We start from the raw sequence: 14,083 nt of genomic DNA on the forward strand, positions 1-14,083 counted from the left end.
GTCCTGCTTCCGCTACAATACGGAGAAAGGAGCGTTCCACATGACATTTCATTTTTTGATTCTTTATGCAGCTCTGCTGCTGCTTGCCGGGATAACCGCCTGGTCCGCTGTCCGCACCCACCGTACAAACAGGCGGCTGCAGCACGTGTACCAGCGCGTAAACCAACTCGAAACCGAGGCGGAAACCATCCGGACACAAGCTTATACTGCCTCCGTCGAGCAGGACATCTACATCAGGTTTATGACGGTTAAAGATGCTCTCTTCCGGCAGTTCAATGCGCCTCACCCCCGGGCTGCCCGGGAGTCCGAACTCGCTCTGTATTCCCCGGAAGAACAGCTGCACACCGTCTTTTCCTCCGGCAAAGCAGACGAACTGAGGCAATTTTTTCAGCGCTACCGCCTGTACCTTGAGTCGTACTGGAAAACCGGCGCGAGCGGCGGGAAAGCCGTATTTGTGTCAAACGCACAAAACGGCGCTGACAGTTGGGAAACTGTCCACGCCGCCACTAAGTCACTGTACCAGGAAGCAGAGCGCTTATCAGCGCTTTTCACTTATTCTTCATCTTGATACAGTTCCCGGAAAAACAGATCCGCCTGTTCCGGCTGTTCTTCATCCTCGAGCGGCGGCAGTTCTTCCAGGGTTTCAAGTCCAAAATACTCTAAAAAGCGGGTGGACGTTACAAAAGACATCGGCCTCCCCGGCTTCTGTGTACGCTCAAATTCTTTGACGAGTCCTTTGGAGAGCAGGGTCTGCAGCGCACGGTCCGATTTTACTCCGCGCACCTGATCGATGTCCGCCCGCAGCACCGGCTGATTGTAAGCAATAATGGCAAGTGTCTCCAGCGCTGCCTGGCTGAGTGTCTGCCGGTTCTGCTGCTCACTGAACTGCTCAATCGCTTCCGCCGCCTCGGGCACCGTCGCGAAGAAAAATGTATTTTCCGCCTGGGTAATCTGCAGGCCGCCTTCCCGCTCCGCCCAGGCATTCTTTAAGGAGATTAAGTGTTCGCGTGCAGTCTCTGTTTCTATACCGAGCGCTCTGGCAGCCTGTTCTGCCTCCAGGCCTTCATCCCCGCTAATATACAGCAGCGATTCCAGCATCCCCTCAATCGTTTTTTCCCGTTTCATACCTTCACCTTTTCTGCCAGTTGAATCGTTATATCATCAAAATTGTGCGCCTGCTCGCAGCGAATCTGCTTTTGTTTCATCAGTTCGAGCAGAGCAAGAAATGTTACCACCATCTGTGGTTTGGATCTCGTTTCTTCAAACAGCTGGTAAAACGAACAGGCATCGAGCCGTTCGAGCTCTCCCATTACCTCTGTCATCCGGTCTTCCACCGAATATTCATCCGTCCGGACAGTGGCCTGGGGAGGATGGGCGTTTTTCGCCCGCTCTTTCATTTTCTGGAATGCCGCCACCATGTCATACACCGTCAGCCCCTCCGGAAGACTTTCTTCCTTTTCTTCCTGGGTGAACCATTCACTGAGCGGTTTTTTGTACACCTGCTGTTGTTCCTGTTCTTTTTGCTGCAGTTTCCCGGCTGCTTCTTTATAGCGCTTGTATTCTTCAAGCTGCTCGATCAGCTGTTCTTTCGGGTCTTCTTCCTCAACCCAGGCCTCTTCATCAGGTGTCACAGGCAGCAAGGTCTGGCTTTTGATCTGCAAAAGCGTAGCCGCCATCACGAGGTACTCCCCCGCCACATCAAGCTCAAGCTCCTGCATGGTCCGTACGTATTGCAAATACTGATCCGTAATGGCAGCCAGAGGAATATCCTGGATATCCATCTCCGCCTGCTGGACAAAATGAAGCAGCACATCAAGCGGACCTTCAAATTGATCAATTTTTACTTTATACTGCTCGGACATAGTTCCCATCCTTCATCACTTGTTGAGTGCTGTTGCAAGTATATCATATCCGCTGTAGGCAGGGCATGCGTTTTCCCTGGCTGTTTTTGATACAATCAGTGCTATCAATGATTTTTGAAAGGAGAAATTGCCGTATGTATCCGGACGCCTATATTCTATTTCTTGTCGAGTTCCACAGCACCCGCGACTACTTTGAATGCCACGAAATACTCGAAGATCACTGGAAAGAGGCTCCTTCCGCAGAACGCGATCCTGTATGGCCCGGCCTGATTCAGATCGCTGTTGGTCTGTACCACGAGCGGAGGGGAAATCTTACCGGTGCTTCCAAATGCCTGAAAAACGCCGGCGTGATTCTCGGGCCGCTGCCTGACCGTCTGCAGGCGCTCGGACTCGACGCTGACAGGCTCCTGCAGATTATCCAGGAGCAGCTCGACCATCTCGGAGAACCGTTCCGGGATATAAACCTGCCGATTACCGATCCCGGTCTCGAAGCCCAGTGCATCCGTCTATGTGAACAAAAAAAGACGCCCTGGCTGCAGGCCTCCCCGCTTGAGGATACGGACCTCGTCCACAAACACGTGCTCCGTGACCGCACCGATATTGTTCATGAACGCGACAAGCAGCTCCGCATCCGGGATAAGCAGCGCCGAAGCCGCGGTCTTTAATATATCCATTCTCCGTATTTCCATTAAAAAACCCGCCGTACACCGGCGGGTGGGTATTAGTTCACTTCATTTTCCAGAATATCTTTTTGATGTTCATCGCACACCTGCAGGAACTGAACCGTTTCCTTGCTGGCGACCAGGTCCCGATCGAGACGGCCTCGGACGGCCTGCACCATTTTCTTTCCGATGCCTTCGTCCCGGTAGGATGGATTCACGCATACATGGTGAAGCTCTGCCTCTCCGTTATCGGTGTAACGCAGACCGACGACTCCGACAATATCATCGTCTTCCTTCCACATAAACAGCTGCCAGTCCTCTGTTTCTTCATATTGCTGGACCGTTTCCTGGAGCTTTTTTACATCTTTTTCTTCCGGCATGTATGAAAGAAGCCCCATCGCTATTTTTTTGTAGGATTGTTTATACTTAATCAACATAACCAATTATCCCTCTTTGTGATCAGAATTTCAGACAAATTTGTCTTCATTTCCATAATTTACGCAAACCAGTATCCAAATTCACCATTGACCATACACGCTTTTGGACAGAAATGCAAGAGGAATATAGGTAATTATAACTGAAAGCCGCTCATCACCGCTCATGCACGTGTAATCACTCAAACCAAAATCACACGGCTCTGAACCGTGTGATTTATTTTACTCCATGCGGATTTTTTTTGCAAGACTGGCCATTTCCACCGCTCCCATAGCTGCCTCGGATCCTTTGTTCCCGGCTTTTGTACCGGCCCGTTCAATCGCCTGTTCAATGGATTCCACCGTGATGATGCCGTTAATAACCGGAAGCTCTTCCTGAAGGGATACATTCGCGACTCCTTTGGCGGATTCGCTGCATACATAGTCAAAGTGCGGAGTTGCGCCGCGGATAACGGTACCGATTGCCACAATCGCGTCGTATTTTTTCGTTTTGGCTGCCTGCTGGGCGGCAAAAGGGATTTCAAATGCCCCGGGCACCCAGATAACGTCTATATCTTCTTCCTTCACCCCACTGCGGATCAGCGTGCTTTCCGCTCCTTCAAGCAGCTGTTTGTTAATAAATTCATTAAAACGTGCTACGACGATCGCTATTTTTTGTCCACTGCCGTTTACGTTGCCCTCAATAGTAGTTGTCATTTTATTTTCCTCCTAAAAATGAAGCATGTGTCCTAGTTTTTGGAACTTCGTACGCATATATTTCTCGTTTTCCTCCTGCAGCGGCAGCTGTATCGCAATGCGCTGCGTTACTTCAAGGCCGTAGCCGGAAATGCCCGTTATTTTCCGCGGGTTGTTGGTGAGCAGCTTCATTTTCCCTACGCCGATGTCGCGGAGCACCTGGGCACCAATCCCGTATTCACGCAGATCATCCGGAAAGCCGAGCTTTTTGTTTGCTTCCACCGTATCGTAGCCCGCTTCCTGCAACTCATACGCTTTTAATTTATTGATCAGGCCAATGCCGCGTCCTTCCTGGCGCATATAAAGCAGTACGCCTTTGCCCTCTTTTTCGATCTGCATCAGCGCTGCCTGCAGCTGCGGCCCGCAGTCACAACGCTTGGAACCGAAGACGTCTCCGGTCAGACATTCCGAATGGACCCGGACCAGTGTTTCTTCCTCGGGATCGATCTTTCCTTTCACAAGCGCCATCATCTCTTTCCCATCAATGGATGAAGTGAAACCGAGCGCACGGAAGTCACCAAATTCGGTTGGAAGGCTCGTATCCGCCTCCCGCTTCACGAGTTTTTCGCGGTGGCGGCGGTAGCTGATTAAGTCTTTGATCGTTACCATTTTCAACCCGAACCGGTCAGCGATTTCGCGCAGCTCCGGCACCCGGGCCATTTCCCCGTCTTCTCTCGTGATTTCACAAATCGTCCCTGACGATGTTTTTCCGGACAGGCGTGCAAGGTCAATCGCGGCTTCTGTATGACCGGCCCGCTGCAGCACTCCGCCTTCTTTTGCAATAAGTGGAAACACATGGCCCGGACGCTGAAAGTCTCCCGGTTCTGCGGTCTGATTGGCAAGATGCTGAATTGTCAGCGCCCGCTCGGAAGCACTGATACCAGTTTTGGACGACACATGGTCGACGCTCACCGTAAAAGCAGTGCCGTGCGGATCAGTATTTTGATCAGCCATCGGCTGAAGCTGCAGACGCCCGGCCTGCTCTTCTGTAATCGGCGTGCAGACGAGCCCGCGGCCATGCGTAATCATAAAGTTAATTGTCTGGGCATCAATGTTTTCCGACAGGGCGACGAAATCTCCTTCGTTTTCCCGGTCTTCGTCATCACAGACGATCACAACCTGCCCGTTTCTCAGTTCATCTAACGCTTCTTCAATGGGGTCAAACCAGCGTCGTTCCTCCATGGTATCGTTCCTACTTTCTTTGCAAAGGTTTTATTTATCTACAGTCAACAAACGTTCTGTATATTTGGCAAGCATGTCACATTCAATATTAACCAGATCGCCGGCCTGTTTTTCTGCCAGGTTGGTTACCTGCCACGTATGCGGAATAATCGACAGGGTAAACGTTTCTTTTTCATCGTCCACTCCGAAAATCGTCAGGCTGATACCATCGACCGTGACCGATCCTTTATTGGTCATGTAGCGGAGCTGATCCTTTGGTGTCTGTACATGCACGTAAATCATGTTTTCTTCCTCTTCAATGGAAGCAATGGTTCCTGTGGCATCCACATGTCCCTGGACAAAATGCCCGCCAAATCGTCCTCCGGCCTGCATCGCAAGCTCCAGGTTTACGCGTGTGCCTTCTTCCATGTATTTCAGGCTCGTATGCTTGAGCGTTTCAGCCATCACGTCCACGTAGACGCACCGGCCGTTTTTAGCCGTCGCCGTCAGGCAGATGCCATTTACCGCGATGCTGTCGCCAATTTGAATACTATCCATATCCAGATCACTCTCAAGCTCCAGCTGAATTAAATTTTCCTGATGCGTCATTTTTGACACTGTTCCTGTCGCTTCTACAATTCCCGTAAACATGCTTTCACTCCCCGGCCTGCAGTATATATTTTCGGTCCTGCCCGAATGTCTCTTCCTTCATCAATGAAAATGCCCTGGCTTTCTGTAGCGCTGAAACACCGCTTCCCTGATATACTCCGGGTGCATTTTCCCCGCCAATCACAATCGGCGCTACATACATTAAATATTCCTGAATCACTTCAGCTTCCAGGAAAGAGCCGAGAACGCCGGCCCCTCCTTCCACAAACAATGAAACGATTTTCTTTTCTCCGAGCACATCCAGCACCGCGGAGATATTTTTCACGCCGGAAGCGACTGGAACTACTTCAGCCCCCGCTTCTTCCAGGCGGCGCTGCCTTTGAGCATCAGCCGGCCCGTTCGTCAAAACGTAGACCGGAGCTGCGTCGTCTTTCAGCATCCGGCTGTTTTCCGGCATCTGGAGCTCACTGTCAAGTACTATCCGTGCCGGCGTCACTCCGGTTTCCGGGACCCGGGCCGTAAGGGACGGATCATCGCTCAGCACAGTTCCGATGCCGACTAATATGCCATCGCACCGGCGTCTCTCCCGGTGGACGTCCTCCCGGGCTGGTTTTCCGGTAATCCACTGGCTTTCGCCTGTGGCCGTAGCAGTCTTTCCGTCAAGGGAAGAAGCTGTTTTAGCCGTCACGTAAGGGCGTCCGGTTTTAATAAAATGAAAAAATTTCCGGTTTAAATATGCCGCTTCTTCCTCACCCACTCCGGTCACCACTTCAAGGCCTGCTTCCTCCATCATCTGTATGCCTTTGCCGGCTACAAGCGGATTCGGGTCTGACGCTGCCACTACCACTTTTGCAATGCCCGCTTCAATAATCTGTTTGGCACACGGCGGCGTGCGGCCGTAATGGCTGCAGGGCTCGAGAGTGACGTAGATCGACGCTCCTTCTGCTTCGTCTCCTGCCATCGCGAGCGCATGGACTTCTGCATGTGCTTCACCAGAGCGAAGGTGCGCCCCCATTCCCACGATTCTGCCATTTTTAACGACAACGGCACCGACCATTGGATTCGGGTAAGTCTGCCCTTCTGTCGAGCGTGCCAGTTCAAGTGCTGTGTGCATCCAAGTATGATCCATATGGCCGGACCTCCTTTATTTTTTACTTGTTTTTATTAATTAAGAAATAAAAAAAGCCCCCGAATGAACATCCGGGGGCTTTTATACATACGTATCCAAAATAATATTCCAGTTCTCTTCAGCGGCCATTGCGGCTGCAGACAGAAAAACAGAATTTTTTCGAATACGGTTTTCCTTCTCCCATCCAGACTGTTACTGTCGGCTTCAGACTTACACTGAATCCACCGTCCACGCCTGCAGCGCTTACCGGGTCACGGACTGAAAAGCATTCGCTTTATCACCGTCGGTTGGGACTTTCACCCGACCCCGAAGGATGTTGATTGCAATCAACGTACCGTATGAAGTTAAAATACATTTTATTACTTTCTTATATATCCGTCAAAAGATTCAGCTTATGCTTCGTCCCAGACCCGCACTTCCTTCATTACGTCCTGCGCCTGGATACGGTCCACCTGGTCCATGTTATCTGTCACACGGCCAAATACCGTATGCACGCCGTTCAGGTGCGGCTGCTGGTCAAACAGAATAAAGAACTGGCTGCCGCCGGTGTCTTTTCCAGCGTGCGCCATCGACAGATAGCCTCTTTCGTGGGTGCGCGGGTTCCCGTCCGTTTCACACGGGATCGTATATCCTGGGCCGCCGTCCCCGCGGTTGTTCGGGCATCCGCCCTGGGCAACAAAGCCTGGGATGACGCGGTGGAACGTAAGGCCATCATAGAAGCCGTCATTCGCCAGACTTTCAAAGTTTTTCACTGTGCCCGGTGCGTCCTCCGGGAAAAATTCCAACGTTACTGTTTCTCCATTTTCAAATGCGATTTTACCTTTTTTCATTTCTCTCTACCCCTTTTTATTTGGTTTTTGCCTTTGCTGGCGCATAGGAAAGATCGTACTGAAGAATATCTTCGTACGTTTCCCCGCGGACTACCAGGTGCGATTCCCCGTCTTCGGCGAAAACGACCGGCGGACGCGGGAGGCGGTTGTAATTGTTGGCCATGGAGTACCCGTAGGCTCCCGTACAGAAAACCGCCAGCGTATCATTGGTTTTCACTTCCGGAAGCGGCAGATTCCAAATCAGCATATCGCCGCTCTCACAGAGCTTGCCGGCGACCGAAAACGTGTCATCGGCTTTTTCATGGCCGCGATTGGCAAGAATCCCCTCGTACTCCGCCTGGTACAGTGCCGGACGGATATTGTCGGACATGCCGCCGTCCACCGAAATGTACCGGCGGACGCCGGGAATATCTTTTTTCGATCCTACGTCATATAACGTCGTGCCGGCATCGCCGCTGATGGACCGTCCTGGCTCAATCCAAATTTCCGGCACGTCCATGCCGGTACGGAGCGCTTCCTGTTTGACCGACTGGATCATATCCTGGACGTACTGTTCCGGCGCGAGTGGTTCGTCCCCTTCCACATAGCGGATTCCAAAACCACCGCCGCAGTTCAGCACCTCCGGCGTGAACTGCAGATGCTCCTGCCAGTGCACAAACTGGTCAAACAATTTTTTGATAGCCATAGTAAAGCCGCTCGTTTCAAAAATCTGCGAACCGATATGGCAATGCACGCCTTTAATGTTGATGGACAGACTCTGCTGCAGGCGGTAAATAGCCTGGTCTGCCTGTCCGGATGTCAGGTCAAAGCCGAACTTTGAATCCTCCTGGCCGGTGGAAATGTATTCATGTGTGTGCGCCTCGATGCCTGGAGTCGTCCGGATCAACGCTTCCACATATGTCTGCTGCCTAGCCGCCTGCTGCTCAATCAATTGAATTTCATGAAAATTATCAATCACAAAGCAGCCAATGCCAAGCTCAATGGCAAGGGCGATTTCTGCCTCGCTTTTATTGTTACCGTGAAAATGAACTTTTTCCATCGGAAAACCGGCTTTTGATGCCGTCATCAGCTCTCCTCCGGAAACCACATCCAGACTGAGCCCCATTTCTTTCGCCAGCTGTGACATTGCGACGCAGCTGAATGCCTTGCTCGCATAGGCAACCTGGTACGTCATCCCGTTATCTTCAAAAGCCTGCTGAAACCCCCGGGCCCGCTCACGCATTAAAGCGACGTCGTAGACGTAAACCGGGCTTCCGTACTCCTGCTTTATGTTAACGGTATCCACCCCGCCAATCTCCAGGTGGCCGTGTTCATTTATATGGTGCGTTCCATGAAGCTGCATATTATTCTCTCCTTCGTTGCTCCTCCTAGTTCGTTTATTTTAGCACGCTTCTGAAAAAGACAAAAGCTTTATGCAAGTAAAGAAACCGCGCAATTAATGCACGGTTTCATAAATGAGGACTGGTTTTTCGACTGCAGCTTCTGCAATCGTAAAGGCTTCGGAAATTTTCCTGGCACTTTCAGCGCTATCCTGAGCATTTACATGCATGATCGCAATAGTATCGCCTTTTTGTACAGGGTCACCGATTTTTTTCGTCAGTTCGATGCCTACACTGTAATCAAGCACATCGTCCTTGGTGGCCCGTCCGGCTCCGAGAAGCATCGCACTTACGCCGATTTCTTCGGCTTCAATGCCGTGCACATAGCCGGAGGCGTCCGCCTTCACTTCTACGCGGTGCTCAGCAGCAGCAAGACTCTCCGGGTGATCCACAGCGGAGGCGTCACCGTGCTGATTTTTCACAAATGCTTTCATTTTTTCAAGCGCGTCCCCGTTTTCAATCACCTGAAGCACCATTTTTTCTGCCTGCTCGAGCGTGTCGGCTTTGCCGCCGGCGACAAGCATATAGGAAGAAAGCGTGACGCTCAGCTCGTGAAGGTCTTCCGGCCCGTTGCCCTGCAGTGTTTCAATTGCTTCTTTTACTTCGAGTGCATTTCCGACGGTCCGGCCAAGCGGCTGATCCATATTGGAAATGACCGCCATCGTTTTACGATCGAGGGACTGGCCGATTTCCACCATTGCTTCCGCCAGACGCTTGGCTTCCTCTACTTCTTTCATAAAGGCACCCGAGCCTGCCTTTACATCAAGCACGATCGCATCTGCGCCGGCAGCGATTTTTTTACTCATCACCGAGCTTGCAATCAGCGGAATCGAGTTTACGGTTGCTGTCACGTCCCGGAGCGCATACAACTTTTTGTCTGCCGGGGTGAGATTGCCGCTCTGGCCTGCGACAGCAATTTTGTGTTCATTAACAAGATTGACGAACTCTTCCTTCGGAATCTCTGTTTCAAATCCACGGAAGCTTTCGAGCTTATCGATCGTGCCGCCGGTGTGCCCGAGCCCGCGTCCGGACATCTTCGCTACAGGAACACCGCATGCTGCTACAATCGGTCCGATTATCAGCGTCGTTTTGTCGCCGACGCCTCCGGTGGAGTGCTTGTCCACTTTGATCCCTTCGATCGCCGACAGGTCGAGCTGATCGCCGGACTCTGCCATCGCGTAAGTGAGCGCGGCGGATTCCTTCTGGGTCATATCCTGAAAGTAAATCGCCATCGCAAACGCCGATGCCTGGTAATCCGGCACCTCGCCGTTGCTGTAAGACTCCACAAACCAACGGATTTCTTCTTCACTCAGTTCTTTTCCGTCACGCTTCTTTGCAATAATATCCACCATTCTCATAGTATGGCCCCTTTACACAGTACTGTTGATTACGTATTTTTAACGATTTCTTTCATTAAAGAGATGAAAATCGGTTTGGTTTTAGCCGCCGTCTCCATCACTTCCTCGTGGGAAATGCTGACGATTTCTTCGCCGATGGCCATATCAGTAATGCACGAAACACCGAGAACCCGCAGCCCGGCATGCTGGGCCACAATTACTTCCGGCACCGTGGACATGCCCACCACATCAGCTCCGACATTCCGAAGCAGAATTAACTCTGCCCGGCTCAGAAAGTTCGGGCCGCCGATGCCGCCGTAGACGCCACGCTTCAAGTCAATTTCAAGCGTTTCAGCAGCCTGGAACGCTTTACCACGGAGTACTGGATCATACGCCTGGCTCATATCGGGAAAACGAGGGCCGAGATCGCTGTCGTTCGGTCCGATCAGCGGATTGGTTCCGGTAAAGTTTATATGGTCTTCAATAACCATTAAGTCTCCCGGCCGGAACGACGACTGCATCCCCCCGCACGCATTGGTGACAAATAAAAACTCGGCGCCGAGCGCTTTCATTACCCGGACCGGGAACGTCACCTCCTGCATCGAATAGCCTTCATAGTAGTGAAAACGGCCCTGCATCGCTACAACTGTTTTTCCTTCAAGCTCACCGAGTACAAGACGCCCGGCATGACCTTCCACCGTAGAAACAGGAAAATGCGGAATGTCTTCATACGGAATCACGGTGCCCGCTTCAATATCGTCAGCCAGGTCGCCGAGCCCGGAGCCAAGAATCATGCCGACCCCAGGCGCTGCGCTGTATTTCGACTGGATATAATCCTTTGCTTCCTGTATTTTTACTGCATCCATTCAGGCATCCTCCCGTGCGATCCGCCGAAGGGTTTCTTTCATTAATCTCAAGAAATCTTCCTGGACCTTTGATGTGGTATCCATGACTTCATCGTGGCTTAACGGCTGGTCAAGTATGCCCGCAGCCAGGTTTGAAATGCAGGAAATACCGAGCACTTCCATGCCCCCGTGAACGGCAACGATCACTTCCGGTACCGTGGACATACCGACGGCGTCTGCCCCCAGCACACGTGCCATTCGTACCTCTGCCGGGGTTTCATAGGCCGGGCCGGTATTTGCCATGTACGTACCGCGCTGAATACGAATGTTCAGCGAAAGCGCCGCCTCGTCAGCAATTTTGGCGAGTCCTTTCGAATACGCTGAACTCATATCCGGAAAACGGGGACCGAGCTCTGCATCGTTTTCTCCGATGAGCGGGTTAGCGCCGAGCCAGTTGATGTGATCATCAATAATCATTAAATCACCCGGTTCAAAGTCATGGTTCACGCCGCCCGCAGCGTTAGTGACAAGAAGCCGCTTGACTCCGAGTGCGTTCATGACGCGGATTGGAAACGTCACTTCCTGGAGGGAATACCCTTCATAGTAATGAAAACGTCCCTGCATCGCCGCCACCTGCATGCCTTCAAGCTCACCGAATACAAGCTGGCCCGCGTGGCCCTCCACCGTAGAAACAGGAAAGCCGGGGATGTCTTCATATTTTAGGACGACTGGGCTTTTAATCTCATCGGCCAGGACCCCAAGACCGGAACCGAGCACGAGCCCGGTCGACGGGACGACAGAGATATTGGACTGAATGTATTGAACTGCTTCTTTGGTTTGCTGCTGGATACTCAAGTTATTCACCCTTCCTTTTTAATTGCTGTAAAAAGCTTGTGCCGTACTTCGGCATGGATAGACGGAAATTATCCGCTACCGTGGCACCGATATCGGCAAATGTTTTCCGAGTGCCAAGCGGCGCTGGTCCGGTGCTTTTACTGTAGGCAAGCAGCGGCACGATTTCACGGGTATGATCGGTACCGTGATGGACGGGATCATTTCCGTGGTCAGCAGTAATAAGCAGAAGGTCATTCTCATGCATTGCTTCGAGCAGCTCCGGAAGCCGGGCATCAAACTCCTCGAGCGCCTCCCCGTATCCCTGTGGGTCACGCCGGTGGCCGAACTTAGCGTCAAAGTCCACCAGGTTTAAAAAGCTGAGGCCCGTAAAGGATTTCTGCGCCGTCTCCGTCACACGGTCCATGCCGTCCATGTTGGAGGATGTCCGAATCGATTCCGTCACCCCTTCGCCGTCATAAATATCGCTGATTTTTCCGATAGCAATGCTGTCAAGCCCAGCATCTTCAAGGTCATTCATGACCGTTCGGCCAAACGGCTTAAGCGCGTAGTCGTGGCGGTTGGACGTCCGTTCGTAGTTTCCAGGGGACCCTTTAAATGGACGTGCAATTACGCGCCCGATCATATACGGCGCTTCGTACGTCATCGCCCGGGCTTTTTCGCAGATGTCATACAGCTCTTCTATTGGCACCTCATCCTCATGGGCGGCGATTTGAAGCACCGAATCCGCCGATGTGTATACGATCAGCTTGCCGGTTTTCTGGTGCTCTTCGCCGAGTTCTTCAATGATCTCTGTACCCGAAGCTACTTTGTTTCCGAGAACACCCCGTCCGGTTTCCTGTTCGAGCTGCTGTAAAAGCTCATCTGGAAAGCCATCCGGAAATGTGCGGAACGGCTCGTCGATATAGAGGCCCATGATTTCCCAGTGGCCTGTCATCGTATCTTTGCTTCGCGACATTTCTTCCATATAACCATACGAAGCGATTGGTGACGCTGATGCCTCTACGCCCGGGATTTCCCTGATGTTCCCAAGGCCCATCCTTTCAAGGTTGGGGATCTTGATTCCGTTCATATGCTGGGCGATATGACCGAGCGTGTCAGCCCCTTTATCCCCGTACTCTTCGGCGTCAGGAGCTTCGCCGATGCCGACAGAATCCATAACAACTAAAAAAACGCGTGGATACTTGTAGTTTTCCATTGCTCTCTCTCCTTTTCTGCTATGCTCTTGGATGAGCCTGCAGGTATACATCTTTTAATTTGTGGTTGGATACATGGGTATAAATCTGGGTGGTGGAAATATCGGCGTGCCCGAGCATCTCCTGGACCGCCCGCAGATCTGCCCCGTTTTCAAGCAGATGGGTGGCAAAGGAATGCCTCAGGGTATGCGGTGTTAATGCTTTTTCTATCCCTGCTTTGCCTGCTGTGGCTTTTAATATTTTCCAAAAACCCTGCCTCGAAAGCGGATTGCCGTGATGATTAACAAATAACAGCTCATGACGTTTGTTTTTCATCAGGGTACTGCGTCCGTGATGTATGTACGTCTCGATAGCCTCGGAAGCCACTTTCCCAAGTGGGACGATCCGTTCTTTGTTACCTTTGCCGACACAGCGGATAAATCCCATCTGCAGATGCACATCAGACATTTTCAATTCACACAGCTCAGTTACCCGCAGACCGGTAGCGTACATGCATTCAAGCATCGCCTGATTCCGTTTTGCAAAGGCCGTCGTTCCTTCGGCTGCTGTGAGCAGCCGCTCAACTTCCTGAGTGGACAGCACGGTCGGAAGCTTCTTTTCCCCTTTCGGAATCTCAATCAATTCCGCAGGATCCTTTTTTACCACCTGTTCACGCAGAAGAAACTGGTGGAACGCACGCACCGAAGACAAAAAGCGCGCCAGCGTAGCTGTAGAGCGCCCGGCTTCTTTTTGAGCATACAAAAAATCCACGATATCCGCACGTTCGGTGTCCGCCCATGATTCCTTCTGTCGAAGCTGCATAAATTTTCTATAGTGTTCCAGGTCTCTTTGATACGACTGAATCGTGTTTTTGGAGAGGCCCTTTTCAACTTGGCAATAATGTATAAAATCCAGTACCTCCGTGGTCATACGACCGCCTCCTGCTTCCCAATCTTCCCTTCTAAGAATAGCATAGTCGCTTATTACTAGGGAAGGGCGAATACACCAGTAAATATACCGCTTTCATTCTGACGCATAATAAAAAAAGCACCGCTCTTTGTTAAAAGACGATG

The 14,083-nt window shown here is 51.5% G+C and carries 16 protein-coding genes and 1 riboswitch; of the genes, 2 read left to right on the plus strand and 14 right to left on the minus strand.

Going from position 1 to position 14,083, the window contains the following annotated elements:
• Window positions 1-40: 40 nt before the first annotated feature.
• Window positions 41-568, plus strand: coding sequence for a hypothetical protein (locus BLV22_RS03440; RefSeq protein ID WP_091611305.1), 528 nt, complete (start codon window positions 41-43; stop codon window positions 566-568).
• Here BLV22_RS03440 and scpB read toward each other — a convergent pair.
• Complete coding sequence (gene scpB / locus BLV22_RS03445) at window positions 553-1,125, minus strand: SMC-Scp complex subunit ScpB (protein WP_245723998.1); 573 nt, start codon at window positions 1,123-1,125, stop codon at window positions 553-555. The two genes, BLV22_RS03440 and scpB, sit on opposite strands and share 16 nt — an antisense overlap.
• On the minus strand, window positions 1,122-1,862 hold the full coding sequence (locus BLV22_RS03450) for a segregation/condensation protein A (RefSeq protein ID WP_245723999.1): 741 nt from the start codon (window positions 1,860-1,862) through the stop codon (window positions 1,122-1,124). Before BLV22_RS03450 ends, scpB begins: the two co-directional genes overlap by 4 nt.
• A 134-nt stretch (window positions 1,863-1,996) precedes the next feature.
• Here BLV22_RS03450 and BLV22_RS03455 point away from each other — a divergent pair, with 134 nt between their 5' ends.
• Entirely contained in the window at window positions 1,997-2,527 is a 531-nt protein-coding gene (locus BLV22_RS03455; protein ID WP_091611310.1) for a DUF309 domain-containing protein, read from the plus strand.
• 56 nt (window positions 2,528-2,583) lie between these two features.
• On the opposite strand, the gene BLV22_RS03460 is transcribed toward BLV22_RS03455, so the two are convergent.
• The 12 genes from BLV22_RS03460 to xerD all read right to left on the minus strand — a co-directional run bounded on the left by BLV22_RS03460 (window position 2,584) and on the right by xerD (window position 13,940).
• Complete coding sequence (locus tag BLV22_RS03460) at window positions 2,584-2,961, minus strand: GNAT family N-acetyltransferase (RefSeq protein WP_091611312.1); 378 nt, start codon at window positions 2,959-2,961, stop codon at window positions 2,584-2,586.
• A 219-nt stretch (window positions 2,962-3,180) separates the two neighbouring features.
• Window positions 3,181-3,654: a 6,7-dimethyl-8-ribityllumazine synthase gene (gene ribH, locus BLV22_RS03465; RefSeq protein WP_091611315.1), complete on the minus strand. Its 474-nt coding sequence runs from the start codon at window positions 3,652-3,654 to the stop codon at window positions 3,181-3,183.
• A gap of 12 nt (window positions 3,655-3,666) precedes the next feature.
• Window positions 3,667-4,875 carry a bifunctional 3,4-dihydroxy-2-butanone-4-phosphate synthase/GTP cyclohydrolase II gene (locus BLV22_RS03470; RefSeq protein ID WP_091611318.1) on the minus strand — a complete coding sequence of 403 codons (1,209 nt, stop codon included), beginning with the start codon at window positions 4,873-4,875 and terminating at the stop codon, window positions 3,667-3,669.
• Between the two features lie 30 nt (window positions 4,876-4,905).
• The gene (locus tag BLV22_RS03475) at window positions 4,906-5,505 is read right to left on the minus strand and encodes a riboflavin synthase (RefSeq protein ID WP_091611320.1); all 600 of its coding nucleotides are present in this window, start codon (window positions 5,503-5,505) and stop codon (window positions 4,906-4,908) included.
• Between the two features lie 4 nt (window positions 5,506-5,509).
• Window positions 5,510-6,592, minus strand: coding sequence for a bifunctional diaminohydroxyphosphoribosylaminopyrimidine deaminase/5-amino-6-(5-phosphoribosylamino)uracil reductase RibD (ribD, locus tag BLV22_RS03480; protein WP_091611323.1), 1,083 nt, complete (start codon window positions 6,590-6,592; stop codon window positions 5,510-5,512).
• A 168-nt stretch (window positions 6,593-6,760) separates the two neighbouring features.
• A riboswitch (FMN riboswitch) is annotated at window positions 6,761-6,910 on the minus strand.
• A gap of 74 nt (window positions 6,911-6,984) precedes the next feature.
• The gene (locus BLV22_RS03485; RefSeq protein ID WP_091611325.1) at window positions 6,985-7,422 is read right to left on the minus strand and encodes a peptidylprolyl isomerase; all 438 of its coding nucleotides are present in this window, start codon (window positions 7,420-7,422) and stop codon (window positions 6,985-6,987) included.
• Window positions 7,423-7,438: 16 nt separating this feature from the next.
• A complete protein-coding gene (gene lysA, locus BLV22_RS03490; protein WP_091611328.1) occupies window positions 7,439-8,764 on the minus strand; it encodes a diaminopimelate decarboxylase in 1,326 nt (441 codons plus the stop codon).
• Window positions 8,765-8,857: 93 nt separating this feature from the next.
• Entirely contained in the window at window positions 8,858-10,159 is a 1,302-nt protein-coding gene (locus tag BLV22_RS03495) for a pyrimidine-nucleoside phosphorylase (protein ID WP_091611330.1), read from the minus strand.
• Window positions 10,160-10,188: 29 nt separating this feature from the next.
• A complete protein-coding gene (locus tag BLV22_RS03500; protein ID WP_091611332.1) occupies window positions 10,189-11,004 on the minus strand; it encodes a purine-nucleoside phosphorylase in 816 nt (271 codons plus the stop codon).
• Window positions 11,005-11,847, minus strand: a complete 843-nt coding sequence (locus BLV22_RS03505) for a purine-nucleoside phosphorylase (protein WP_425433778.1) — start codon at window positions 11,845-11,847, stop codon at window positions 11,005-11,007.
• Window positions 11,840-13,033: a phosphopentomutase gene (gene deoB / locus BLV22_RS03510; RefSeq protein ID WP_091611335.1), complete on the minus strand. Its 1,194-nt coding sequence runs from the start codon at window positions 13,031-13,033 to the stop codon at window positions 11,840-11,842. The genes BLV22_RS03505 and deoB overlap by 8 nt, the downstream gene beginning before the upstream one ends.
• A gap of 19 nt (window positions 13,034-13,052) precedes the next feature.
• Window positions 13,053-13,940, minus strand: coding sequence for a site-specific tyrosine recombinase XerD (xerD, locus tag BLV22_RS03515; RefSeq protein WP_091611338.1), 888 nt, complete (start codon window positions 13,938-13,940; stop codon window positions 13,053-13,055).
• Between the last annotated feature and the right edge of the window lie 143 nt (window positions 13,941-14,083).

The organism is Marinococcus luteus (assembly GCF_900106595.1).
In the GTDB taxonomy this organism is placed as follows: Bacteria; Bacillota; Bacilli; order Bacillales; family Marinococcaceae; genus Marinococcus; species Marinococcus luteus.

Coding starts and splice junctions, on each gene's coding strand:
- BLV22_RS03440 (WP_091611305.1), top strand. CDS start 41: ATGACATTTCATTTTTTGATTCTTTATGCAGCTCTGCTGCTGCTTGCC.
- scpB (WP_245723998.1), bottom strand. CDS start 1,125: ATGAAACGGGAAAAAACGATTGAGGGGATGCTGGAATCGCTGCTGTAT.
- BLV22_RS03450 (WP_245723999.1), bottom strand. CDS start 1,862: ATGTCCGAGCAGTATAAAGTAAAAATTGATCAATTTGAAGGTCCGCTT.
- BLV22_RS03455 (WP_091611310.1), top strand. CDS start 1,997: ATGTATCCGGACGCCTATATTCTATTTCTTGTCGAGTTCCACAGCACC.
- BLV22_RS03460 (WP_091611312.1), bottom strand. CDS start 2,961: ATGTTGATTAAGTATAAACAATCCTACAAAAAAATAGCGATGGGGCTT.
- ribH (WP_091611315.1), bottom strand. CDS start 3,654: ATGACAACTACTATTGAGGGCAACGTAAACGGCAGTGGACAAAAAATA.
- BLV22_RS03470 (WP_091611318.1), bottom strand. CDS start 4,875: ATGGAGGAACGACGCTGGTTTGACCCCATTGAAGAAGCGTTAGATGAA.
- BLV22_RS03475 (WP_091611320.1), bottom strand. CDS start 5,505: ATGTTTACGGGAATTGTAGAAGCGACAGGAACAGTGTCAAAAATGACG.
- ribD (WP_091611323.1), bottom strand. CDS start 6,592: ATGGATCATACTTGGATGCACACAGCACTTGAACTGGCACGCTCGACA.
- BLV22_RS03485 (WP_091611325.1), bottom strand. CDS start 7,422: ATGAAAAAAGGTAAAATCGCATTTGAAAATGGAGAAACAGTAACGTTG.
- lysA (WP_091611328.1), bottom strand. CDS start 8,764: ATGCAGCTTCATGGAACGCACCATATAAATGAACACGGCCACCTGGAG.
- BLV22_RS03495 (WP_091611330.1), bottom strand. CDS start 10,159: ATGAGAATGGTGGATATTATTGCAAAGAAGCGTGACGGAAAAGAACTG.
- BLV22_RS03500 (WP_091611332.1), bottom strand. CDS start 11,004: ATGGATGCAGTAAAAATACAGGAAGCAAAGGATTATATCCAGTCGAAA.
- deoB (WP_091611335.1), bottom strand. CDS start 13,033: ATGGAAAACTACAAGTATCCACGCGTTTTTTTAGTTGTTATGGATTCT.
- xerD (WP_091611338.1), bottom strand. CDS start 13,940: ATGACCACGGAGGTACTGGATTTTATACATTATTGCCAAGTTGAAAAG.